Below are 22,828 nucleotides of genomic sequence, written 5' to 3'. Positions count from 1 at the left end.
AAATGACTGATCGACTTTTAATTAGACTATTTAAATGGACGGCTGCTTTTGTAGCCGTCTTTTTTTTATTCACGGCTTCAGCGGTTGGCCCTAAAAAAAATTCGTCAACGATACAACCAGCCATTGAACAAGCTTATTTGTTGATGGAAAAGGGCCAGAGACAAGAGGCACTTGAGTTTTTAAATGCAACAAAGTCGAAGCCCAACCTCAGTGAATCCGATAAGTCGCAATTGGCGTTGGCTGTAGACAAAATTTCTAGAATGTTCCTTACTGAAAAAGCCCAGAAGTCTTTCGAAAGAGCAGAGTCTTTCTATTTTGAACAAAAATCAGAGGCGAAGGTATTTTACGAAGAAGCTCGTGCAGCAGAGCCGAGCAACGTGTTGATCGCTCTTGGATTGATTCGATTCTACTTGCAGCAAGAGCAGTGTGGGCCCGCCGCAGAGATAGTCAGTCAGACTAAAAAACAGCTGCCCCTCTCTTTTGATTTAGAATTTTACTCTGCAGAGGTTAACCATTGCTCGGGTGAGCCCTCAGAGCCCCTTTTGATTGTACCAGCTAAACCGACGGGTCATATCAAAGCCGTGGAGATCAATGCCCTCTTATCCCAACAAGCGTTCTTATCGGGACAATTTGAATTGGCACTGTCAGAGGCCGACAAGGCTGCACAAAAAGATTCGGCCTATCCCGAGGCTTATTATTTGGGTTGGCAGGCTCGTCAGGCTCTGTTGAAGCCGGCGCTGGATCCAGCAAAGAGGTATTTATTGTTGTGTCAGTCAGTGACAACTGGACTTCGTCGTAAATATACTGCGACTCCTCTTCTTTGTTCTAGAAAGGTCAAGGTGGCTGAATATGTTAAGGAGCATGAGAAACAAACTAATTAAGCTGGAATTGGTGATCTCTATGGGCGTTTCTATCAGCGCATGTGGCATCAAAGGGGATCCATTGCCCCCAGAAAAACCGGCAGAAATTAGCCAAGGGCGACCCACCTACGAGCGATCAACAAGAGAAGACACCGGCGTGCAAAAAAACAAAGTGAAAAAGAAAAGAGCTAATGATGAGTAATTTTGACTTTAAGGGAGTGATTTCAGCATTGGCCACACCGTTTAATCAGGGCGAGGTGGACTATGAATCATACCGTAAATTGTTACAATTTCAGTTCGGTGCCGGGATTCAAGGTGTAGTCGTTAATGGGACCACGGGTGAGAGTCCAACTCTATCGGCTGAAGAAGTCGAGAAGATGGTTGTTTTGGCTAAACAAGAAGCCCAGGGTCGCGTGCCCGTAGTGGTGGGAACGGGATCCAACAATACAAAAATCACAATAGACTTTACGAGGAGAGCCAGCGATTGGGGGGGCGACGCCGCGTTGGTGGTTGTTCCGTATTACAATAAACCACCACAAAGAGGCTTATTGCAGCATTTTTTAGCAGTGGCAGATGCTAGTCCCATTCCTGTGATTTTGTACGATGTGCCAGGTAGAACGGTGGTGCGGTTTACTGTAGATACGATATCTGAGTTGAGTCGGCATCCAAACATTATCGGTATTAAAGATGCCACTGGCGACCTCGAAAGGGTCGACGAAATTCGAAAGGCGTGTTCGAAAGAGTTTGTCTTGAGCAGCGGCGATGACAACAGCTGTATGGAGTTTATGGCCAAGGGAGGAGACGGCGTGATTTCAGTGGTCTCTAACATTATGCCAAGCCAAATGGTCCAATGGTCAAATAAAGTGCGGTCGGGAGCTGGTCTCGCCGATGATGAGGCGCGAGCCTTTACAGCACTTAATGATCTTGTGGTCTTTGATACCAATCCAATTCCGGTAAAGCAGGCCCTTCATTTTATGGATGTTTTTGCGTCTCCTGAAATGCGATTGCCTCTGGTGGCAATGGAGCAAGACGCCTCCAAGCAATTGATGGATAAAATGCTCAGCATGGGGATGGTGTAGAGTGAGTGTTCGAGTGGCGATCAATGGATACAAAGGCCGTATGGGCCAAGAGTTACAGGCCATCGTTGATGGTGATGGCCAATTCGAAGTAGTGGCAGGTGTCGATTTGGCTTTAGGTGGCGGGAGTCGGTCCTTGTCTGAAATCGCATCCAATCAACTCCGAGATATCGACGTAGTTATAGACTTTTCGTTGGCTGAAGGATTTCAGGAGGTCATTAAGTGGTGTGAGAAAAACAAAAAACCGCTTGTTAGCGGAACAACAGGATTAAATGATGATCATTTTGCAGCTCTGGACCAGGCGGCAAAAAATATCCCTGTGCTGTGGGCGCCTAATATGAGTCTCGGTGTATCCTTCGTTTCACATCTATTAGAGCAGTTTAATGCTGTTGCCGATCAGTATGACTTTCAAATAGAAGAGTTTCATCATCGCCATAAAAAAGACCGACCTAGCGGCACGGCTAAGTGGCTACAAGAGACCTTAAAAAAATCTGTTGGCAAGTCACTGCCCGAGGTCATGGTGGCCCGTGGAGGCGGAGTTTTCGGCGTGCATAAGGTTTGGGCCTTTGGTGAAGAAGAAACAATATGTATAGAGCACACGGCCCTTAATCGTCGGGTTTTTGCCAGAGGGGCATTACAAGCCGCTAAATGGTTAGCGTCAAAAAAACCAGGGCGATATACGATTTCAAATGTCCTAGGCTACTAAGATGTCAGCGATGATGAAATCAAATGAAGTTTTGATCTCCGTTCACGCATTCGCCAGCGACGGTGAAGAGTTGATGAAGAAAGTGTTGTCCGGCCTGAGCCTTCATTTAACAGTGGGATCCATCTCGTCTGTTTATAAAGTTCATAGAACCGCTCATCATCCGCAACACATCCACGATTTAAGACGCCAGACCACTTATGCAGGCCTTAGCATATCGCTTCGCGGCATAACTGATCTGAGTCCATCAGAGCTATTGGCTTACCTTCAGCATTTAGAGCGTCAGCTTCGAAGTCAGGTTCTGCACCAAAATCTCAGCCTTAACCTGCTCGCCTATAATGACGAAAGTATTTTGACGCCAGATATTACCCTTCCTCACCCGGGATTTCACAATCGCCCTGAAGAATTAGTCCCATCAGCGGAAATCTGGCCTGACTATGTTCATCCGGTATTAAACACATCCCTTCGCGATTTGGCATCATCATATGATTTAGCCGCTTGGGGAGAGTTTTTTAGTCAGGGAAAAAGCCTACTTGATTTTTGCAAGCCAGAAGCTTAGACCTGGTCACTAACCATATCTTAGGCGGCGCTCACTAACTGGGGAGAAGCGAATATGAAATTTTATATTGATACGGCAGACATTGAAGAAATTAAACATGCCAATGAACGAGGATGGGTTGATGGTGTAACAACGAACCCGACCTTAGTCGCAAAAACAGGTAAGCGCCACGAAGATGTTATTCGTGAAATATCACAAGAAGTAAGTGGACTTGTATCTGCCGAAGTAATGGGTTTGCAGGCCGACCAAATGGTGAGTGAAGGACTAAAGCTGGCCAAAATTGGTGACAACGTGGTCGTCAAGATTCCAATGACTGAGGATGGGTTAGTTGCTGTAAAGCGTCTATCGGCCGAGGGAATCAAAACAAATGTGACTTTAGTGTTCTCACCCCTTCAAGCGTTATTGGCGGCAAAAGCGGGTGCCACATTAGTTTCACCCTTTGTGGGTCGAGTGGATGATATAGGTACGGAGGGCATGAGTTTGATTAGGCAGATTACTCATATTTTTGACAACTATGATTTGGATACTCAAGTTTTAGTGGCTAGTATTCGTCACCCTATGCACATCCTGGAATCCGCTATGATAGGGGCTGACATCGTCACAGTGCCGTTCAAGGTGCTCACAGGTTTGGTTAGTCATCCACTCACTGACAAAGGTATTGCTCAGTTTTTAAAAGATGCAGAAAAGGTTCCTCAATAAGAGATGAAATGGATATTCATCCAGGTGCTCACCCTGGCCGCTTTGGCGGGGTGTGCCACTGATAAATTTGAAATAGAGAATCAACAATTACCCATATCTGAGATTCAGCAGGCCATTGTGGCATCACTTCCCAACGGTCAGCGCAAAGCTGTTCAGGGAGGAAGAGAGTTCTACTCTAACTTTTTTGTGCCGAAAAGTGGACAGTACTCATCCCAAAAAGACTCTGTGAGATTTTATGCTTACGTTGTTATTTTGGGTGATCGTCGCCCCTACGATATTCAGATTACTGTCTACCGCCAAGAGCTAAAGGGGCGCGAATACCACGACGTTGGGGTAGACAAAGGCTTGGGACGAATGGTGATGCGAAAGTTGCAAAGCGCGCTCTCCAAACGTCGTGGTGAGCGGGACTTTATTGACGATTTTCGAGTCTTTTAGCTAACATGTAGTTATAAAGTTTAGCTCACAAATCTTTAGAGCAAAGGTTTGTTGAGTGATTAGTTGGGGCATAAGGCTTCATTTAAACCCTATGGAGGGGGACAGTGTCTTCGGGCTTTGGTCGTTACAGTTATTATCGCAAGCCCAACGCGCGGGAAAAACTCGTGCGTGCTTTGGTTCGCTATGGCTTAACCATAGTTACAGGTTTGATTCTGTCACCAGAAAACATAGCTCTAGTGGATTATCGGGGGATGGCGCCGGCTCTCGTTATTCGAATGGACCTCCACTCTCCCGCAATGGCAGCTCTTGAAGACATTCGATCAGATCGTCTGAACCCATCGGCCCAATCAAAAGCAGACACGAAATTCGAACGGCAGGTGTTGACGGCAAGTGGTGAAGACTCCGGATCATTAGATTGGCTAGAACCAAATGGTGGCGTCGGAGGAGAGTCGACCATCAATAAGGCGAATGATGAATGGGTGGCCGTACAAGGCCTGACAGTTTCTCAGTACGACAACAAGATTCATGAAGAACCAGTAATCATTAAGCCAGAGATAGAGCCCCATTTTGTCGCAACTAATGGGATCGAATATCCTCCGATCAACCCGGGACATGAAAATCTCACAGTGAGCCAAAGCGATAATCAAGCGGCAGCGGGTTTGACGTCGCAGGCCACACCCCCAGAAAAGCCACTGTCGGATCGCGAAAAATTAGTGGCCTTTTATCGTCAGTTTGACTGGAGCCAACCAACAGTGGACCAGGCGGCAGATAAAATCTTAGCCGAAAAAGGTATAGTTGAACGTCGAAACGCAGCGGTTGTTTCAACGGAGCCCTCAAAAAAAACCACCCCATTAAACAACGTAACTTTGGGCGGAGATATCCTCATTTCTGGAGGCGTAGCCTTTTTGGGAGAAGAGCAACATTTAAAAGTAACTCATAGAGCGGACGGCCATCCGGAAAAAGAAGCCCACGTAGATCTGATAGAAGGTCGATTTGGTGTGGAGTTAAACTCACTTGAGGGATTTCTCGTGGCCGAACTAAAAGATGCACAAGGTGATCTTATTGGGGCGGGCCTACTCAATTTATATGATATTAAAAAATCAATGAGCTCTCTGGACCAGCTGACTCATCTCGATCTTGAAATCACTCCGTACTATCAAGGAGTCAACGCCATGGTCGATTCGGCTCTGTCTATGGCAGGAGCGGCACCGACTATTGTCAACGCCTCTTTGAATTTACCCGATTTGAACGTAACTGTTGTTAAAGATGAATCGGGGCAGTTTGCAAACACTGATTTTTTAGATGCTTCCACCTATTTACAGGCCACCACCGCCGAGGGGCATTGGCCATCAATTAGTTTCGGCACAACAGGTGTGAAAGGTCAGATACACGTTTTCCCGGAGTCGCTCATTGAAAGTCTATTTGGACTAACCGAAGGTTATTACGATAGAAATGAAGCTTTGAGGGCTGGCATTATCTGGGGCCGGGTTATAGAGAATGGCAAACCCAAAGAGGGTGTATCGGTTGAGTTGGCCAATTCATCGTTAAAACCCATATATTTTACGTCTTATCTTCCCAACAAAAACTCGATGACCACATCAAAAGACGGGATGTTTGCCTTTGTTAACGTCGACCCAGAGGCCAAAATCATACGTGTATTAGAAAAAAACAATGAATATGCCGTCGAGTTGATTCCCGTTGAGGCTGGTCATGTCACCTCATTGGACCTAGTGCGGGGGCAAAGAGTTTCGGTAGAACTTTCAACGAAAAATGCCATAACTCAACAATCCGTGGCAGCCAATGTTTCCGTGGTTGGACATAAAAGCCACTGGACAACCGCAACTGAAGGTAGAGCCGTGGTCTTGTGGCCGAAACAAAAGGGACTTTCAGTCGTTGAGGCCACTGGTCCAGAATTTACTCCTGTTCGCCTGACAGTGGCGGATCAACGATGGCCACATATAGAAGTGCCCATGGTTAAAACAGGATGGATTGAGGAATTTTTAAACAAATACCAGGTGAATCACTCATCAAGAAAAGCCATAGTCGTCGGGAATGTTCAAGGCGGGGACTATCGTGCGTTTATAAATTCAGGATCAGAAGAATCAAAAAGGGACATATTTTACTTTGATACAAATGGTAACCTTACAGATCGTCCTCAAAACAGTGTGGGGTTTGTGATTGTTAATGTGGAGCCTGGCGTAAATAGCATTACTGTGGTCCCTACCGATGGTGTAAAAATTCACACGCAAGTCGTAGTGGCTGATACAGATGTAGTGAGCGTTCTGAAGGTCAATTTAAATCAATAAATCAAGTGGTTAGTTAGAACCAATAAACTGCGAATTGTGGGGCAGGAACACACGAAACCCTTTGGGCAAGCGAATGTCATTTTTTATGGCCCGTTTGATGTCATGATTTAAATCTTTAAGGTCGTCTATGTTTAAATTGGCCAATTTAGCAATTTGACTGGGCCGCATAGATCGATGCAGGGTCACCATTTGAGCATTCAAGGCAGGTCTGGGTGATATTTCGTCAGAAGAAAAGATCTGATCCTTATACGTTTCGGCATGAAGTGCTGCCAAAAAAGAAGCGTAGAAGTTTGATGAAGCAAACCCAAAGGACCCTCCTCTATAGTGACTAATCAATTGAGTTAGATGAGTGGATTTTGATTTTCTGAGGGACTTTCTAAGGCCCCCAATTCCATGGTTGTAAGCGGTTACAGCCAAGCCCCAAGATTTTAGGGCTCTAAAATTTTGCTTGAGAATTTTGCCAGCCACTTCAGTAGCTTTGATTGGAGAATTTCGTTCATCTATGTGTGGAGTGACTTTCATATAGGCCTTACCAATATGTGGCATAATTTGCCAAATGCCACTGGCTCCTACACGGCTTTCGGCCTTTTCATTGAAACTACTTTCAACAAATGGAATGCGTAGTAACTCTTTAGGCAATCCTTGTCGTTGAAATTCGGCTTCCATAAGAGGCAAATATTTTGGACTGTTTTTTAGACCTTTAACGAAAAAGTTTCTCTGGCCAGTTTGAGACCGAACTTTTTTGCTGGCAAACCGATACACATTGCCTCTGGGGCCGCCGATTTTTTGAAGAGTCTTCTTTAGATGTCTTTGTAGCGGACTAAGACTTTTGCTAAAAGGTTTTGAGGCTAGGGATTTTAGTTCCTGGCGAATGATCTTCCTGCGAAGCTTCACATGATCCAGTGCCTTTTTGTTCTCAAGCCAATGGGCTTGTTTCTTTTTAAAAAACGACGACGTATCTACAACCTCAAATACTATCCACGGGTAGCGGCTATGATGGATGATGTGATGGGTGGATGGATATTTAGTGTAGACATCAAACCAGAATCCGACCCTCTTCATCATAACAGGTTTCACTCGGAAGTCCGACGACACTAGCTGGGCAGGGTCTTTAAGGAAGTCTTTGATTTCACTTGTGGCATAAGCCAGCGGGCTGCCGAAAAGCGTAACAGACATTAAAATAGTGATAGCGAAGATTTTTGTGGTATTCATCGTACATCCCAGGGGAGCAAAACTGATGCCATTGGTAGCTATAATTTTCGAGTGATTTCAGGGTGTTATGTGTAATCCCTGGACGAAAAAGCTCCCCTGAGAGACAATTATTGTTACTCGGCGTTTGGATTGTGGACATTGAGCATTTTTGGAGGGTTGTTGGAACTGCCGGAAGACATAGGAAGCGACTTTCATCAGGCGAAGACCACTGTCATAGTCAGTGATTTGCATTTGTGTGAAGCCGAGCCACTGCACCCAAAATATCCATTGTGGAAAAGATATAAAAGCAGAGAGTTTTTCTTCGACAAAGAGTTTTCGCAATTTCTCGATCACATACAGGAAAAATCTAGAGGTGAGTCGATAGAGCTAATACTCAACGGAGATATTTTTGATTTTGATAGCGTCACGTCGATTCCGGAGAACCCGATTTTTAGATTGACGTGGCTAGAGCGAACCCGGGGATTGCATCCACAAGAAGAAAAATCAAAGTATAAAATAGATGTTATATTAAGAGACCACAAAGAATGGGTCGATGCTTTGAGAGCGTTTATTTTAAACGGGCACAGGGCTATTTTTATAATTGGCAACCATGATTTAGAATTGCATTTTCGAAGGGTCCAAGAGTCGTTCTTGGAGCACTTGAATTTGCCACAAGACTATACTTCCCAAGTGCGGTTTTGTGAGTGGTTTTACATTTCAAATGGAGATACGCTTGTTGAGCACGGCAACCAATATGACCCCTATTGCATGGCTCAAGATCCGGTCCATCCGTATTTATTGAGGTTTAATCGAATTGAAGTTCGCCTGCCGTTCGGGAATCTTGCCACTCGATACATGATTAACTCTATGGGTTTTTTTAATCCCCACGTGGAAAGCAACTACATCATGTCAGCCGGTGAGTATGTGAGGTTCTTTTTTAGATATATGTTGAGAGCCCAGCCGCTGATTGTAGCCACGTGGATAGGAAGTGCTACAGTGATATTGTTTCAATCCTTCGTTGATCGACTTCGACCTTCACTGGCCGATCCATTGACCATTGAAGATCGAATCGAAAATATTGCAGCCAAAGCAAATGCTCCGCCAAGGGTGGCAAGAGAACTTAAAGAATTATTTGTGGCTCCAGCGGCAAGTTATCCCACGATTATTGCTCGTGAGCTATGGTTAGATCGGGCCTTCCTCATATTTCTAGTGTTTTTTATTGTTCTTGAAATCTTCTTGCTGGTGAACAAGGTGTTTGGTTTGTCATTTTTTTGGATTTTTATCCCTCTATTTATGTTTTTGCCGTTTTTTTTGTTTTATTCAAAAAATGTGACATCCACGGTGCAACAATACAAAGAACCGAAAGAGAGAATCCTGAGCGCAGCGGCGCTCATCGCAAAAGTTCCCCGAATAATTTATGGTCACACTCATATAGTGAGGCACGAGTTTATTGGCGCCGTGGAGCATTTGAACAGCGGTACTTGGTCTCCTGCTTTTTTGGATGTGGAGTGTGAAAAGCGTGTGGGCCAAAAATCCTTTGTATGGATATCGCCCGGAGCCGAAGGGGAGGGAAGGGTGGCCCATCTTATGGCGTTTGAGAACAGTGATTCCTATATGGTTTTTAATCCTAAACCTCGGGATAGCCGAAAAAATCGGACGCTCGCTAAGGTTTAACGCAATAAGATAACGCTCTGCGCACCATCAACTCGAAATTATGATGTGTTCGCACTTGCTATCGGCCCAAAGTTGGGCATGATGAACAGAAGGTTTATCTGGGCTGAAAGTGCCTTTGATAGATTTTGACGAAGATTTCAGTCCTAAAATTACCATAATGGAGGTTTAAGATGGCTGATGTGTTGGTAGTTACAAGCAAAGTAAAAAAATACATTAAAGAAAAAGGTGAGTGCAACACTTCCTCTGAGACCATTGATGTTTTGAGCAAGGCGGTTGAGCGTCTTTGTGAAAAAGGGATCGAAAGTGCCAAGTCCGATGGCCGCAAGACCGTCATGGCTCGCGACATTGTTATAGACCACATTTAGTGTTTTTTAGCCGGCCCGTTATTATGGGGCCGGTTTTCCCTTGAGCATGTCTTGAAAGGTTTCCCAGTCGATTACTGGAACCGAAAGTTCTTGTGCCTTATCTAATTTAGAGCCCGCATTTTCTCCTGCCAAAACATAGTGGGTGTTTTTGCTAACAGAGCCGGGACTCTTTCCGCCGTGTTTAATAATTAAATCTTTAATCTGATTGCGGTCTTCAGGAAGGGTGCCGGTCACCACAATTGATAAGCCTTCTAGGGTCTGGTCTTGCTTTGCCGTTTGACTGGGCGCCTCAAACTCAACCCCTAATTTACAGAGATCCTGAATTTCTTTTAACAGGTCTGCATCTTGAAAAGCCTGATAAATAGATCCGGCAACGACAGGACCCACATCCTCGACTTCAGTGAGCTCTTCAATGCTTGTATGAGCTAGGCGGTCTATAGAGCCAAAATGCCCGGCTAAAATTCGAGCGGTTTGTTCTCCCACATGCCGGATCCCTAGAGAAAAAATAAACCGTGCCAATGTGGTTTGTTTACTGGCCTGTATGCTTTCTAAAAGATTATTTGCCGATTTTTCGCCCATTCGTTCAAGGTCAATCAATTGCTCAAACCGAAGTTTATAAATATCAGAGAAATTTTTGACCAGGCCAACATCGTTGAGTTGCTCGACTATTTTATCTCCAAGCTTATCGATATTCATAGCCCTTCGGGATACGAAATGTTTAAGCGTCTCTTTTATTACTGCAGGACAAAGTGAATTCACGCACCTGGTGACCGCCTCTCCCTCAGGGCGAACAACAGGGTGGTTACATGCGGGACATCGGTTGGGCATCACAAATGGTTCGCTATGTTTAGACCTTTTTTTGAGGTTAACGCTAACAACTTCTGGTATGACATCTCCGGCTCTTTGTATGACCACCCAATCGCCCACGCGAACATCTTTGCGATCAATTTCGTCTTGGTTGTGTAAGGTGGCATTTGCTACGGTGACACCGCCCACTTTCACGGGAGTCATTATGGCCACCGGCGTGAGCGCGCCCGTTCGGCCAACCTGCACGATGATATCCTCTACCTGAGTTTCTGCTTGTTCGGGTTTGAATTTAGCAGCTGTAGCCCATCGGGGACTTCTCGCGACAGTTCCGAGTTCTGTTTGAAGATCAAAGCTATTTACTTTTACTACCGTACCATCAATATCAAAGGGCAGCTGGTGGCGCACTTCATTGATAAAATGATAGTATTCCACCGCACCAGCGGCATTATCACAAACATAGCCAAGTGCGGGCATTTGTCCTTTTTTTAAATTACTTTTTGCATCACTTTTGAATTTGGCAAAATCTTTTTCCGAGGTGACCCCAACAGTCGGCAGTCCCAGCTTATTCAAAAGCAATAAAAACTCTTTTTGCGCTTTAACCTTGATCCCATCTATCGATCCAGGGGCGTAGCAAAACATACGAAGTGAGCGTTGTGCCGTCACTCGTGGGTCCAGTTGCCGAATACTGCCAGCAGCGGCGTTCCTTGGGTTTGCGAAATACTGCTGGCCAGCTTCTTCCTGCGCTTCATTCAGGCGAACAAAATCTGATTTAAACATCAATACTTCGCCCCGAACTTCAAAAAGAGGCGGGGGTTTAGAACCATGCAATTTTAAGGGCAGACTTTTGAGGGTTTTGATGTTGGCTAAAATAATTTCGCCAATGTGCCCATCACCTCGAGTGAGGGCGTTCACCAGAAGACCGTTTTCGTAGACGAGCTCCACCGCCAGTCCGTCGAGCTTGGGTTCGCAAAAATATTGCACATCGGATGCGGTGTTGAGATTTTTTTTCACCCGTTCATCAAAAGCCAAAATATCTTCTGGCGAGAAGCTATTTTGCAAAGACAACATAGCCAGGCGGTGTTCGCCCTTTTCAAATTTTTCTTGAGCGTGACCAGGAACTCGCTGGGTGGGGGATTCAGGGGTGATCAGCTCAGGGTGTTCATTCTCGAGTTTTTCTAATTCTTTGTAGAGCTGATCATATTCGTAGTCGGATACGATGGGTTGGTCCAAGCCGTAGTAGAGGTAGTCATACTCGTTAATGAGGTCGATGAGTTTTTTGTGGCGGGCTTGAGGATTTTTCATTGTACCTATGTATTTCCAAAGTGATTTCAAAGTCTAATTTTTAGGTCAGCCCGGGTTAACAAAAATTCGGCCAACAAATGCATCGCGTTATAAGACAATTATCGTCAGCGAATTGCCTCCCTAGAGCAGTTCCATTACAACACAAGCTCTATAATATGCCGATGGATTGAACAATAGGGAACTTGTAATGATCGATATCGAAAAAGTCGTCAAATTGGCCCGCCTGACGATAACAGAAGATGAGGCCAAGCAATATAGCGAACAGATTCCTGCAATACTTGAGTATTTTGAGAAAATCTCAAAGGTAAACACGAAGGGCGTAGAGCCTTTAGTTACGCCGACCCCAATGGAACAACATTTAAGAGAAGATAAAGTGCAGCCCGGATTGGGAGCAGAAAAAGCGTTGGCGAATGCTCCAGAAAAATCAGGACATCTCTTTAAAGTTCCCCCGGTCGTGTAAGGAGAGTATTCGTGAATGTACTAACGGCAGGCGTGAGTGAATTAGCTGACGCTTTGAAAGCAAAGACAATTTCAAGCAAAGAAATCGTGCAAGAATATAAAACCCAAATTGAAAAGTGGGATGCGCAGATCAATGCGTTCATCTCCTTGAATCCGTTGGCTGAAAAAATAGCTGAGGCCTCTGATGAAGACAGATCCAAGGGTTCCTCTTGTGGACCTTTGGCAGGAATACCCGTTGCAATAAAAGACCTACTTTGCACAACAGGACTCCAGACGACTGCGGGCTCAAAGATTCTCGAAGGATTTGTCCCCCCATATTCGGCCACAGTTGTGGAACGGCTCGAGAGCGCTGGCGCCATAGTTATTGGAAAAACTAACTTGGATGAATTTGCTATGGGATCGAGCACTGAAACCTCGTATTTTGGCCCGTGTAAAAATCCCTGGAACTTGGACTGTGTCGCCGGGGGGTCAAGTGGGGGATCGGCTGCCGCAGTGGCGGCTGGTATGGCACCACTTGCTATAGGCACAGACACTGGCGGGTCTATTCGTCAGCCGGCCAGTTTTTGCGGTATTGTTGGTGTTAAACCGACCTACGGGCGAGTGAGTCGATACGGAGTTGTGGCGTTTGCATCTAGTTTGGATCAAGTGGGACCAATGACTCGGTCGGTTCAAGATTCAGCATTGATGTTAGAGGTTATTTCGGGCCATGACCCTATGGATTCCACGACGGCGAAACAGTCCGTACCGGAGTGGTCGAAAAATTTAAAACAACAATTGACGGGAGTGCGGGTCGGTCTTCCAAAAGAATATTTCACTGATGCCACTCAGCCTGAAGTGATGGCTGCCGTTGAGCGGGCGATTGAAATAGTAAAATCGTCTGGAGCAGAGATCGTAGAGGTTTCACTGCCAAACACAGAATATGCCGTACCCATATATTACTTGATTGCGACAAGTGAGGCCTCGAGTAACCTTGCGAGATACGATGGCGTTAGATTTGGCCATCGGGCGGATTTTTCTGATATGCCGGCAAAAGATTTAGAGGACTTTTATTGTCGAAGTCGGGGCGAGGGGTTTGGCTCAGAGGTAAAAAGACGAATTGTCTTAGGCACCTATTCATTGTCATCAGGATACTATGACGCCTACTATAAGAAAGCCTGTCAGGTTCGACGAGTCTTGCAACAGGATTTTATGCATGCCTTTACACGATGTGATGTGTTGTTAAGTCCGGTGACCACATCACCGGCATTTAAAATGGGTGAAAGAATTGAAGATCCCTTGGCGATGTACACCAATGATATTTTCACTACATCTACAAATTTAGCGGGGCTTCCAGGGATGAGCGTTCCAGCTGGATTTACCAGTGCAGGTCTACCCGTTGGTGTGCAGCTGACAGCGAGTCCATTTGAAGAACAAAACATGTTGAATGTGGCGTACGCCATTGAACAGAGTCTCAACTTGAAAGAGCAGGTGCCAGATGTCTTACGGTGATTGGGAGCCGGTAATAGGTTTAGAAATCCATGCTCAACTCCTTACAGAGAGCAAAATGTTTTCGACAGACTCGACCACGTTTGGCGCCGGGGATAACGTCAATACGAGTCCAGTGAGTCTGGGGTTGCCAGGTGCGCTGCCAGTGGTGAACCATCGGGCTATAGATTTTGCGATCAAGCTGGGCCTCGCATTGCGGTGTCAAATTCGTAATAAGTCGGTATTTGCTCGGAAAAATTATTTTTATCCCGATCTTCCGAAGGGCTACCAGATATCACAATATGACGAACCGATTTGTGAACATGGTGAAGTGGAAATATTTATCGATAACGAGGTGAGGCGTGTTGGTGTGACAAGGGCCCATCTTGAAGAAGATGCGGGTAAATCAACCCACCACGGTGATCACACACTCATTAACCTTAACCGCGCAGGCATTCCCTTACTAGAGATAGTGTCGGAGCCCGATTTAAGAACTCCGGCCGAGGCGGCAGAATACGCACGAACTATTAGGCGCATATTGAGATATCTAGAAATATGTGATGGCAACCTTGAAGAGGGGTCGATGCGGTGTGATTGCAACATTAGTGTAAGAAAAAAGGGCACCGAAAAATTTGGAACAAAGGTGGAACTAAAAAATATTAACTCTTTTCGATTTGTAGAAAAAGCCATCGAGTATGAGATCCATCGGCAAATCGATAGCATCGAAGCCGGCGGCGAAATTATGCAAGAAACACGACTCTATGATTCGGCAAAAAATAGAACATTTGCCATGCGGTCAAAAGAAGAGGCTCACGATTATCGATATTTCCCCGATCCAGATCTGCTGCCCTTAGAGCTCACCCATGAGTGGATTGAAGGTATTCGCAAAACTTTGCCGGAATTGCCCTTTGATCGGGCGCGAAGGTTTCAGAGTTTTTATGCGTTGCCAGAGTATGACTCCTTCGTTTTAACAGCCGAAAAAGAAACGGCAGACTTCTATGAATTGGTTGCTGAAGAATCTAAAAATCCTAAGGCCGCATCAAACTGGATTATGGTTGAACTCATGAGAGAGCTCAAAGACCATAACGTGGAGATATCAAAATCGCCGATCTCGGCAAAGGGGTTGGCAGAGCTGATTCAAATGATTGATAGCAACGCGATTTCTGGAAAGATTGCTAAAGCCGTTTTTAAAGAAATGTGGTCGTCTGGAGAAAGTCCTGAAAAAATAGTCAAGGCAAAGGGAATGGTGCAGATCACTGACCCGAAAGCCATTGAAGAGATTGTGGAAAAAACACTGGCGGCAAGTCCTGCCCAGGTTGAGCAGTACCGTTCTGGCAAAGATAAACTATTTGGATTTTTTGTGGGCCAGATTATGAAAGAAACTAAGGGTCAGGCCAACCCGGAGTTAGTTAATGAGGAACTTAAAAGGCAGTTGAAAGGAGACTAAATGAAGGTTGCAGCCTTAGATTTAGGGTCTAATTCATTTTTACTGCTTTTGTGTGAGGTAACAAATCACGCAGTGACGAAAGTGTTTCAAGATGAAATCACAGTCACTCGATTGGCTGAAGGTGTACACTCAAACCGCAAATTTTCAGAGGCAGCACTTCAAAGGGCTGAAGCTTGTCTTAGTAGTTACAGCAAAGAGATTTTAAAGTTTCAACCGGAAAAGGTATTAGCCTTTGCGACGTCGGCGGCTCGAGACGTGACCAACAAGGATGCACTCTTTGCGCTAGGTGAAAAATACGGGATACCCATCAAAGTGATTCCCGGGGAAAAAGAAGCCGACTTGACCTTCGCAGGTGCTACTTATGATAAGAATGACCTTGAGGGCGTAGGGGTAATAGATGTGGGTGGCGGCTCTACGGAAATAGTGGGTACCGAAAATAAAGGGGTAAAGGGCGTAAGTGTCGATGTGGGAAGTGTTCGCCTTACAGAACTATTTGTCGGCGGTGATCCGGTGAGTGCTTCAGAAATTTCAAAAATGGAAGCTTATGTTATCGAAAAGTTCGGTGAAAAGAAGCACCTGTTGCCAAAAATAACGAATATAATTGCTGTGGCCGGGACACCCACCACTTTGTCCACCGTTATACAGAAATGTGACTACAGTGATGAGGCGATAAACGGACATGTGTTGGATTTAGCCGAAGTCGGGGCCTTGCGTGACCAGCTTGCTCAAATGCCATTGAATGATAGAAAAAACATAGTGGGTATGGATCCGAAAAGGGCAGATGTGATAGTTGCAGGAACAACCATATTAAAGGTCATCTGTGAGCAGTTAGGGATGGGTGAGGTCATTGTCAGCTCTCGTGGAGTACGGTTCGGAATGGCTTGTCTATGGGATCAGCTTTGAAGGTATTGGTTCTTTTTGTCATTTTATTAATGCAGCCTTTTTCAACTCTAAAGGGAACAGCGGCTGAACCCAGTCTGTTTGGTGTAGGCAAAGTAAAGATAGACGTACACATTCTCAATGTGGAGGTGGCCGAGTCGGACAAGGCCCGCGAAAGGGGCCTAATGGAACGATCGAGTCTTTCTGACACCCAGGGAATGCTATTTGTCTTTAAGGATGAGAAAGTCAGACATTTCTGGATGAAAAACACCTACATTCCGCTATCAATAGGATTCTTTGATAAAAATAAAACATTGGTGGACATTCAAGATATGGAGCCCATGAACTCGCCAATGGACCAAAAAGTTTCAAGGTATACGAGTATAAAACCTGCGATGTACGCGTTAGAGGTGAACCGCGGATGGTTCAAACGCAAAAATTTAAAAATTGGCGCCAAGCTGGTTATACTAAAGTCGAGTGCATCCACCAACTGACATACGAAGGGCTTGAATAAAAACTATTTTGTTCACCAATTCCGCTTTGATATGATTTAATAATTAGAGGAACAGCAAAGGACTGCACAACTTGAGGGCACGGAGATGCTAAAAAATATCCTATTACTATTGGTTTTATCTGGTTTCATCAGCAGCGTAACAGCTTGCTCATCTAACAAAGAAAAAGAGGAAGACCCAGCGGTTGCTGAAGAAGTCTCTGGCGAGTTAGCCGAAGGCGGCGGCGTAGCGGGCGATGAATTCGGCGATGGCGAAGTGGATGACTTCGGTGAATCATCAGGTGATTCATTTGCCGAAGGCGGTACTTCAGAGTCAGCTCCCAGTGAAGAAGTGAGCGAGGCAGCAGACGACTTTGGTGATGATTTCGGCGACGGTGGCACTGTGGACGGCGATGTGGCAGAGACAATGGACGAGCCCATGGCTGAACCCATGGAAGCCACTGAGCCCATGGATACAGCTATGGATGATTCAGGGTTTGCCTCTGAAGCACCAATGGAAGAGCCTATGATGGCTGAACCCATGTCAGAAGAGCCATTGATGGCCGAAGAAGCTCCCACGGCTGAACCAATGATGGAAGAGAGCTATGGTGAACAAGCTTCCGATATGGCCATGGATGAAACCCAAAAATCCTGGATTCCTGTGAAGAAAATCAAAGATGTTCCCTACCGACGAGCTGGCGTGCTAGTGAATGCCGTTTATTTGGCTCGGCCCGGCGATGATGTGACTGGTGTGAGCCAAAAAATCTTTGGTAGCGATAAATCAGAAGAGCTTTTGTCAATAAATCCTTGGCTCTCTCGAGGCATCAAAACAGGAGATAAGATTTATTATCATTCTCCTCAGCGCCCCAACGATGACTCGCGTATTTTAACTTTCTACGAAGATGCCGGTCTGCAACCTGAAATCTATGTAACAAAAGAAGGCGACAATATTCGACAAGTGGCCTCGCAATTACTTGGTGACAAAGACAGTTGGAAAGAGCTGTGGGCGACAAACCCAGATGTGGAATCAAAGGGAGTTGTAGAGGGTGGTATAAGCCTTCGCTATTGGGCCGATTCGTCTGTGTCGACGCCACCGCCAATGATGGCTGAAAACGATGCGCCGGCACCGCCACCCATGGATGATGTGCCACCGCCTCCGTCTACTGACGATATTCCGCCTCCGATGCCCTCTGGAGACTCTATGTCTATGGCCGATGCGGGAAATGAACCGCCACCTCCGCCAAGTATGAATGAGCCGGCGCCTCCGCCACCTCCTCCGGTTGCATCGACTATGGAGCCGCCATCACCACCACCACCTCCTCCTGCGCCACCAAAGTCTCGTCGTTCGTCTCCCAACGCCACCGCCGCTGGTTCAGATGACGGAGGAATTTTGGGTAACAAAGATCAGGTGATGTTTTTGGGTGTTGGCGTAATACTGCTCTTGTTGGCCGTGGTGTTAATCATCATCATTCGCAGGAAAAAAGCCCAACGCACAGATATGGATTTCTCAACAGCGACCCATACTCATATTGAATAGTAACGGTTTTTGAAATTTTGGAATTAAGAAAGCACCTCGAATGAGGTGCTTTTTTTAGGAAACCTTCTTAAAGATATTGTCCAAGATACTGCGTTGGCTTTTTCTTGAACCTTCGACGAAGTACATTAGGTCGTCGACGATCTGAACATCGCGATTATTTGAGGGCAAAAATTTAAGGCCGCAGCCATTCTCAGCATGCCACACCACTTGGGCCGTCACCTTGCGCTCCCGACCGCTGACAACGAAGCGAATCAATAGCTTGTCGTCTTGATTGAGGTGCCGGGCTTCTAGGGTTTCCAAAAAGGCGCCGGTAATGCTGATATTACGCAAAACACCGCTTTCGCCTTGACGGGCATAACTTCGACGAAACTCGACATCCATCGTCAAAGGCAGCCGCTGGGCTGGGGTTTGGTTTAGCTCAACACTCATAAGTCTCCTCCTATCAAAGGTCGTATCGGCAGTTTTCCGTATAAATTAAGGGATAGTGGCAATTTTTTTTTCCGGCGTAAAAAAGTTGGACAAAAAACAGAAGGATTTGTCTCATCTTGAGACAATAGGGCCTGAGTGGCGCACGAGGCCCTCAAAATCCCAGATATTTTTAATATAGCCCTTGAAAATGGCTAGATTTTCAAGCAGTATGGTGCCATGTTCAAAAGGTGGCGAGCTGAGGTCTATTGACTTTCATATTAAGTTGCCGCTAGCAAGGGGCTGTTGAATGAACGCCTCGGAACAATGAATCAATCAAATATAGGTTAATTTAAGGGGAAATAAAACAGCGCTTCAAGCGCGGTTTTCCATGGTCTTTCAATCCAATAAATCTACACTAACAAAGTTGGAAAAAAATGTCTGAGAATATGGAATCAGAAGTCGAAGCAAAAGAACCTGCCGAAACCGGTGAATCAAAGGAAAGAAATCGTCCACGTAGGGCCAAAGGTGAATCTGGCGATCAAGAGAGCCGGGGCAGTAACCGCAATCGGCGGCACCGGGGTCGAAACGGAGACAATAAAAACAGAAATCGGCGTGGTAACGGTGGTCCCCGTAACAATAATCAAAACTTTGATATGGAAGAAGAAGAGGTGGTCGAGGCCGCACCACCAGTAGATTTAAGTGACATTCACCTCACTGATGAAGAAAAAAACGACCTCAACTCAAAAGATCTAAAAACCAAAAATATCCAAGAGTTAACTGACTTGGCCGAAAAGCTTAAGATCGAGAATGCTGCTGGTTTGCGGCGGCAAGATATGGTTTTTGAGATTCTAAAAAGAGCGGCTCAATTGGGTCTCGATATTTTTGGAAATGGGGTATTGGAAATTCGGCCTGATGGTTACGGATTTCTTCGATCTCCCGATTACAACTATTTGCCAGGACCTGATGACATTTATGTCAGTCCCTCCCAGATTCGTCGATTTGGCCTACGTACTGGTGACACGGTCAGCGGAACAGTGCGTCCGCCCAAAGAGGGCGAACGCTATTTCGCTCTGCTAAAAGTAGATACCCTGAACCTAGAGCCTTCTGATAAGGGCAAAAACAAAATCTTGTTTGATAACCTCACACCCCTGTATCCGCAAGAAAAGCTAAAGCTGGAATACAGCCCGGGTGAATACACCACTCGGGTGGTGGATTTAATGGCCCCATTGGGTAAGGGGCAACGGGCTCTCATCGTCGCTCCGCCAAGAACGGGTAAAACCGTTTTAATGCAAAACATTGCAAAGGCCATTTCAACAAACCATCCAGAAGTGAAGTTAATTGTTTTACTTATTGATGAGCGTCCGGAAGAAGTGACGGATATGGCTCGAAACGTAAATGGTGAAGTGGTGAGCTCTACATTTGATGAGCCACCCACTCGTCACGTTCAGGTGGCTGAGATGGTCATTGAAAAAGCAAAACGCCTTGTGGAGCATAAGCACGATGTGGTGATTCTGTTAGATTCTATTACTCGATTAGCGCGAGCTTACAATACGGTGGTACCCACTTCAGGTAAAATTCTTTCTGGTGGTGTGGATTCAAATGCACTTCATAAACCAAAACGATTTTTCGGAGCAGCCAGAAACATTGAAGAAGGCGGAAGCCTAACGATCATTGCCACGGCTCTCGTTGATACTGGATCTCGTATGGATGAAGTGATTTTCGAAGAGTTTAAAGGTACGGGTAACTCAGAGATTCATCTTGACCGAAAACTCATGGAAAAAAGAATCTTTCCTTGTATGGACATTAATAAATCAGGAACTCGAAAAGAAGATTTGCTGATGGACAAAGGCGATCTCAATCGACTTTGGATATTACGCAAAGTATTATCCCCAATGAACGTTGTGGATAGTATGGAGTTTTTGCTGGATAAGATTAAGGATGCTAAGACCAACGCAGATTTTCTTAAGGGCATGTCAAGCTAGTAACCCATTGAAATCATGAAGAAATTGCGTGTCAAAGCAAAGTGACAACGGCGCCCAGAGCAAACAATGCGGGGCGTTATAAGACTGTGGATTAGATGTGGATAAATCGGACCGATGCCGGCCTTTGATTTAATCAATTTTTACACAGAGCTTTGTTTATATTACACACGTTTTTTGGAGTAAAGCTGAAAATAAACAGTTTAGATATTTTTTTGCGGGTACCATGTTTAAAAAATTAGATGAAGTCGAAAATCGCTACGAACAGATCAATCAACAGTTGCAGGAGCCTGGCCTTGCCGATGATCAGAAAAAGTACCGAAGTTTGATGAAAGAATTGTCTGACTTGGAGTCTGTGGTTTCCAAGTACCGACAGTTTAAAAAAACCCAATCAGACCTTGAGGGCAGTCGTGATCTGTTACATTCAGAAAGCGATCCAGAATTAAAAGAACTGGCCAAAGAAGAAGTGTTGGCATTGGAGTCCGACCTGGAGAACATCCAACAAGACCTGAGGTTGGCCCTTATACCCAAAGACCCTAACGATGACAAAAATGTGATTTTAGAGATTCGAGCTGGCGCCGGCGGCGATGAAGCCAGCTTGTTTGCTGAAGAGCTCTTCAGAGCGTATTCGCTTTTTGCTTCAGCAAAAGGCTGGCGGGTTCAGTTGTTGTCCACTTCACCCGGCAATGTAGGTGGCTTCAAGGAAGTCGTAGCCAGCATCACTGGAGACAAGGTTTATAGTCTTTTAAAGTACGAAAGTGGTGTTCATCGAGTGCAAAGGGTTCCAAAGACAGAGTCCCAGGGGCGTATTCACACGTCCACTGTGACGGTTGCAGTGCTTCCCGAGGCTGAGGAAGTGGACATCAAGATCGACCAAAAAGATTTAAGAATCGATGTTTATCGGTCAAGCGGACACGGTGGTCAATCAGTCAACACCACTGACTCGGCTGTGCGGGTGACCCACATTCCAACGGGTACCGTGGTAACTTGCCAAGACGGTAAGTCGCAACTGAGCAACAAGCAGCAAGCTTTAAAGGTATTGTATTCTCGACTCATGGCTGTTGAGGAGGAGAGAGCGCGCAAGGAGGCATCAGATGCCCGATTGGCGCAAATAGGAACAGGCGATCGATCGGAGAGAATTAGAACTTATAACTTTCCTCAATCTCGCATGACCGACCACAGAATTGGCCTCACTATTCACCAGTTAGATGACCTTATGGGTGGTCATTTTGGTTTGGTGGTAGACCCACTCGTGACACACTATCAAGCCGAGGCGTTGAAGCAGTCTCAGCCATGATTATCAAGGACGTACTGGGTCGAACAACAGAACATTTTAAAAAATTAGGTTTGAGCACACCCCGACTTGATGCTGAACTTCTTATCTCAAATGCTTTAGGGTGGGAACGCATCGACCTATATATGCAGATAGAATATCCCTTGGATGAAGAGCAATTGCAAAAATGCCGGGCGGCGGTGCAGCGGCGCTCAAAAGGTGAGCCCGTAGCCTATATCTTGGGCTATCGTGATTTCTACAAACATAAGTTCAAAGTAAATACAAATGTGCTTATCCCGCGGCCAGAGACAGAGTTGCTTGTGGAGTTGGCACTCGACTACCTTAAACATGCAGGGCTTGAGGGCGAGACCCATGTGGTCGACTTTGGATGCGGAAGTGGATGTATTGGTCTAAGCATTGTAAGCGAACATGAGAGCAGTCAACTTGTGGGGATTGATCTTTCTGACGGAGCAATCCAAGTGGCCAAAGAGAATAGTCAGGTTATGGGGCTTGATCACCGCGTCCAATTTGTTAAATCGGATGTCACTTTGCTCGACGCCGTCAATAATCAGAATCTACAAAAGAACTGTGCAAACATTGTCGTCATGAACCCTCCATATATTGCCCCGAATGATGAAAACCTGGATCCAATGGTGAAAAAGTACGAGCCTCATATGGCCCTTTTTGCAGAGGATAGTGGAATGTCTGCGATAAAAAAATGGGCGATGATTGCAGCTAAGATGTTGGTGTCTGGCGGCTGGCTGGGAACGGAAGTCGGCCAAGGCCAAGCTCGGCCAATCATTGACTATTTAAGCCAGTCAGGATTGTTTATTGATGTTGAGGCGAAACAAGATTATTCCGGCGTAGATCGATTCGTGATAGGAATAAGGGCCTAAGAAAAGAAAGGACCCAACT

General features: G+C 45.6%; 22 protein-coding genes. 19 read left to right on the top strand and 3 right to left on the bottom strand.

From position 1 onward, the window contains the following. Nucleotides 1–2 precede the first annotated feature (2 nt). The 8 genes from H6626_11485 (at nucleotide 3) to H6626_11450 (ending at nucleotide 6,638) form a co-directional block, all read left to right on the top strand. Nucleotides 3–881 (top strand): hypothetical protein, encoded by an 879-nt coding sequence (locus H6626_11485; GenBank protein USN46817.1) that lies wholly within the window; start codon nucleotides 3–5, stop codon nucleotides 879–881. After that, nucleotides 862–1,062, top strand: coding sequence for a hypothetical protein (locus H6626_11480; protein ID USN46816.1), 201 nt, complete (start codon nucleotides 862–864; stop codon nucleotides 1,060–1,062). The genes H6626_11485 and H6626_11480 overlap by 20 nt, the downstream gene beginning before the upstream one ends. Beyond that, the gene (locus tag H6626_11475; GenBank protein USN46815.1) at nucleotides 1,052–1,939 is read left to right on the top strand and encodes a 4-hydroxy-tetrahydrodipicolinate synthase; all 888 of its coding nucleotides are present in this window, start codon (nucleotides 1,052–1,054) and stop codon (nucleotides 1,937–1,939) included. The genes H6626_11480 and H6626_11475 overlap by 11 nt, the downstream gene beginning before the upstream one ends. A gap of 1 nt (nucleotide 1,940) precedes the next feature. Beyond that, on the top strand, nucleotides 1,941–2,642 hold the full coding sequence (locus H6626_11470) for a 4-hydroxy-tetrahydrodipicolinate reductase (GenBank protein USN46814.1): 702 nt from the start codon (nucleotides 1,941–1,943) through the stop codon (nucleotides 2,640–2,642). Between the two features lie 10 nt (nucleotides 2,643–2,652). Beyond that, a complete protein-coding gene (locus H6626_11465) occupies nucleotides 2,653–3,198 on the top strand; it encodes a 2-amino-4-hydroxy-6-hydroxymethyldihydropteridine diphosphokinase (GenBank protein ID USN46813.1) in 546 nt (181 codons plus the stop codon). 54 nt (nucleotides 3,199–3,252) lie between these two features. Next, on the top strand, nucleotides 3,253–3,897 hold the full coding sequence (gene fsa, locus H6626_11460) for a fructose-6-phosphate aldolase (protein USN46812.1): 645 nt from the start codon (nucleotides 3,253–3,255) through the stop codon (nucleotides 3,895–3,897). A 3-nt stretch (nucleotides 3,898–3,900) separates the two neighbouring features. After that, nucleotides 3,901–4,332 carry a hypothetical protein gene (locus H6626_11455; GenBank protein ID USN46811.1) on the top strand — a complete coding sequence of 144 codons (432 nt, stop codon included), beginning with the start codon at nucleotides 3,901–3,903 and terminating at the stop codon, nucleotides 4,330–4,332. A gap of 104 nt (nucleotides 4,333–4,436) precedes the next feature. Then, on the top strand, nucleotides 4,437–6,638 hold the full coding sequence (locus H6626_11450; protein USN46810.1) for a hypothetical protein: 2,202 nt from the start codon (nucleotides 4,437–4,439) through the stop codon (nucleotides 6,636–6,638). Nucleotides 6,639–6,647: 9 nt separating this feature from the next. On the opposite strand, the gene H6626_11445 is transcribed toward H6626_11450, so the two are convergent. Continuing rightward, on the bottom strand, nucleotides 6,648–7,850 hold the full coding sequence (locus H6626_11445) for a lytic transglycosylase domain-containing protein (protein ID USN46809.1): 1,203 nt from the start codon (nucleotides 7,848–7,850) through the stop codon (nucleotides 6,648–6,650). A 177-nt stretch (nucleotides 7,851–8,027) separates the two neighbouring features. On the opposite strand from H6626_11445, the gene H6626_11440 reads away from it, so the two are divergent. Together H6626_11440 and H6626_11435 are read left to right on the top strand one after the other, a co-directional pair. After that, nucleotides 8,028–9,503 carry a metallophosphoesterase gene (locus tag H6626_11440; protein ID USN49014.1) on the top strand — a complete coding sequence of 492 codons (1,476 nt, stop codon included), beginning with the start codon at nucleotides 8,028–8,030 and terminating at the stop codon, nucleotides 9,501–9,503. Nucleotides 9,504–9,673: 170 nt separating this feature from the next. Further along, the gene (locus H6626_11435) at nucleotides 9,674–9,868 is read left to right on the top strand and encodes a hypothetical protein (protein USN46808.1); all 195 of its coding nucleotides are present in this window, start codon (nucleotides 9,674–9,676) and stop codon (nucleotides 9,866–9,868) included. Between the two features lie 21 nt (nucleotides 9,869–9,889). Here the strand turns inward: H6626_11435 and ligA are convergent, their stop codons facing one another. After that, nucleotides 9,890–11,977 carry an NAD-dependent DNA ligase LigA gene (gene ligA / locus H6626_11430; protein ID USN46807.1) on the bottom strand — a complete coding sequence of 696 codons (2,088 nt, stop codon included), beginning with the start codon at nucleotides 11,975–11,977 and terminating at the stop codon, nucleotides 9,890–9,892. A gap of 187 nt (nucleotides 11,978–12,164) precedes the next feature. Between ligA and gatC the strand changes: the two genes are divergently transcribed. The 6 genes from gatC (at nucleotide 12,165) to H6626_11400 (ending at nucleotide 18,253) form a co-directional block, all read left to right on the top strand. Beyond that, on the top strand, nucleotides 12,165–12,437 hold the full coding sequence (gene gatC, locus H6626_11425) for an Asp-tRNA(Asn)/Glu-tRNA(Gln) amidotransferase subunit GatC (protein USN46806.1): 273 nt from the start codon (nucleotides 12,165–12,167) through the stop codon (nucleotides 12,435–12,437). Nucleotides 12,438–12,448: 11 nt separating this feature from the next. Beyond that, nucleotides 12,449–13,924 carry an Asp-tRNA(Asn)/Glu-tRNA(Gln) amidotransferase subunit GatA gene (gene gatA, locus H6626_11420; protein USN46805.1) on the top strand — a complete coding sequence of 492 codons (1,476 nt, stop codon included), beginning with the start codon at nucleotides 12,449–12,451 and terminating at the stop codon, nucleotides 13,922–13,924. Continuing rightward, nucleotides 13,911–15,347 (top strand): Asp-tRNA(Asn)/Glu-tRNA(Gln) amidotransferase subunit GatB, encoded by a 1,437-nt coding sequence (gatB, locus tag H6626_11415; protein ID USN46804.1) that lies wholly within the window; start codon nucleotides 13,911–13,913, stop codon nucleotides 15,345–15,347. Before gatA ends, gatB begins: the two co-directional genes overlap by 14 nt. Then, nucleotides 15,348–16,250 (top strand): Ppx/GppA family phosphatase, encoded by a 903-nt coding sequence (locus H6626_11410; GenBank protein USN46803.1) that lies wholly within the window; start codon nucleotides 15,348–15,350, stop codon nucleotides 16,248–16,250. Then, a complete protein-coding gene (locus H6626_11405; GenBank protein ID USN46802.1) occupies nucleotides 16,235–16,720 on the top strand; it encodes a DUF192 domain-containing protein in 486 nt (161 codons plus the stop codon). Before H6626_11410 ends, H6626_11405 begins: the two co-directional genes overlap by 16 nt. A gap of 105 nt (nucleotides 16,721–16,825) precedes the next feature. Beyond that, the gene (locus H6626_11400) at nucleotides 16,826–18,253 is read left to right on the top strand and encodes a hypothetical protein (protein ID USN46801.1); all 1,428 of its coding nucleotides are present in this window, start codon (nucleotides 16,826–16,828) and stop codon (nucleotides 18,251–18,253) included. Nucleotides 18,254–18,307: 54 nt separating this feature from the next. Here the strand turns inward: H6626_11400 and H6626_11395 are convergent, their stop codons facing one another. Beyond that, nucleotides 18,308–18,682, bottom strand: a complete 375-nt coding sequence (locus H6626_11395; protein USN46800.1) for a PilZ domain-containing protein — start codon at nucleotides 18,680–18,682, stop codon at nucleotides 18,308–18,310. A gap of 425 nt (nucleotides 18,683–19,107) precedes the next feature. Here H6626_11395 and rho point away from each other — a divergent pair, with 425 nt between their 5' ends. The 3 genes from rho to prmC all read left to right on the top strand — a co-directional run bounded on the left by rho (nucleotide 19,108) and on the right by prmC (nucleotide 22,809). After that, on the top strand, nucleotides 19,108–20,643 hold the full coding sequence (gene rho / locus H6626_11390; protein ID USN49013.1) for a transcription termination factor Rho: 1,536 nt from the start codon (nucleotides 19,108–19,110) through the stop codon (nucleotides 20,641–20,643). A gap of 223 nt (nucleotides 20,644–20,866) precedes the next feature. Beyond that, nucleotides 20,867–21,937, top strand: a complete 1,071-nt coding sequence (gene prfA, locus H6626_11385) for a peptide chain release factor 1 (GenBank protein USN46799.1) — start codon at nucleotides 20,867–20,869, stop codon at nucleotides 21,935–21,937. Beyond that, the gene (gene prmC / locus H6626_11380; GenBank protein USN46798.1) at nucleotides 21,934–22,809 is read left to right on the top strand and encodes a peptide chain release factor N(5)-glutamine methyltransferase; all 876 of its coding nucleotides are present in this window, start codon (nucleotides 21,934–21,936) and stop codon (nucleotides 22,807–22,809) included. The genes prfA and prmC overlap by 4 nt, the downstream gene beginning before the upstream one ends. The last annotated feature ends 19 nt before the right edge of the window (nucleotides 22,810–22,828 follow it).

The organism is Pseudobdellovibrionaceae bacterium, from assembly GCA_023898385.1.
In the GTDB taxonomy this organism is placed as follows: domain Bacteria; phylum Bdellovibrionota; class Bdellovibrionia; order Bdellovibrionales; family UBA1609.
Note: the sequence above shows the minus strand (reverse complement) of the source record. Positions and strands in the feature narration are given on the sequence as shown.

Excerpts from the sequence above, each read along its gene's own strand:
- fsa (USN46812.1), top strand. The coding sequence starts at position 3,253 with ATGAAATTTTATATTGATACGGCAGACATTGAAGAAATTAAACATGCC.
- H6626_11435 (USN46808.1), top strand. The coding sequence starts at position 9,674 with ATGGCTGATGTGTTGGTAGTTACAAGCAAAGTAAAAAAATACATTAAA.
- H6626_11400 (USN46801.1), top strand. The coding sequence starts at position 16,826 with ATGCTAAAAAATATCCTATTACTATTGGTTTTATCTGGTTTCATCAGC.
- H6626_11475 (USN46815.1), top strand. The coding sequence starts at position 1,052 with ATGATGAGTAATTTTGACTTTAAGGGAGTGATTTCAGCATTGGCCACA.
- H6626_11395 (USN46800.1), bottom strand. The coding sequence starts at position 18,682 with ATGAGTGTTGAGCTAAACCAAACCCCAGCCCAGCGGCTGCCTTTGACG.
- H6626_11465 (USN46813.1), top strand. The coding sequence starts at position 2,653 with ATGATGAAATCAAATGAAGTTTTGATCTCCGTTCACGCATTCGCCAGC.
- rho (USN49013.1), top strand. The coding sequence starts at position 19,108 with ATGGAATCAGAAGTCGAAGCAAAAGAACCTGCCGAAACCGGTGAATCA.
- H6626_11485 (USN46817.1), top strand. The coding sequence starts at position 3 with ATGACTGATCGACTTTTAATTAGACTATTTAAATGGACGGCTGCTTTT.
- H6626_11455 (USN46811.1), top strand. The coding sequence starts at position 3,901 with ATGAAATGGATATTCATCCAGGTGCTCACCCTGGCCGCTTTGGCGGGG.
- ligA (USN46807.1), bottom strand. The coding sequence starts at position 11,977 with ATGAAAAATCCTCAAGCCCGCCACAAAAAACTCATCGACCTCATTAAC.
- H6626_11405 (USN46802.1), top strand. The coding sequence starts at position 16,235 with ATGGGATCAGCTTTGAAGGTATTGGTTCTTTTTGTCATTTTATTAATG.
- gatB (USN46804.1), top strand. The coding sequence starts at position 13,911 with ATGTCTTACGGTGATTGGGAGCCGGTAATAGGTTTAGAAATCCATGCT.
- prfA (USN46799.1), top strand. The coding sequence starts at position 20,867 with ATGTTTAAAAAATTAGATGAAGTCGAAAATCGCTACGAACAGATCAAT.
- H6626_11480 (USN46816.1), top strand. The coding sequence starts at position 862 with ATGAGAAACAAACTAATTAAGCTGGAATTGGTGATCTCTATGGGCGTT.
- gatC (USN46806.1), top strand. The coding sequence starts at position 12,165 with ATGATCGATATCGAAAAAGTCGTCAAATTGGCCCGCCTGACGATAACA.
- prmC (USN46798.1), top strand. The coding sequence starts at position 21,934 with ATGATTATCAAGGACGTACTGGGTCGAACAACAGAACATTTTAAAAAA.
- H6626_11445 (USN46809.1), bottom strand. The coding sequence starts at position 7,850 with ATGAATACCACAAAAATCTTCGCTATCACTATTTTAATGTCTGTTACG.
- H6626_11410 (USN46803.1), top strand. The coding sequence starts at position 15,348 with ATGAAGGTTGCAGCCTTAGATTTAGGGTCTAATTCATTTTTACTGCTT.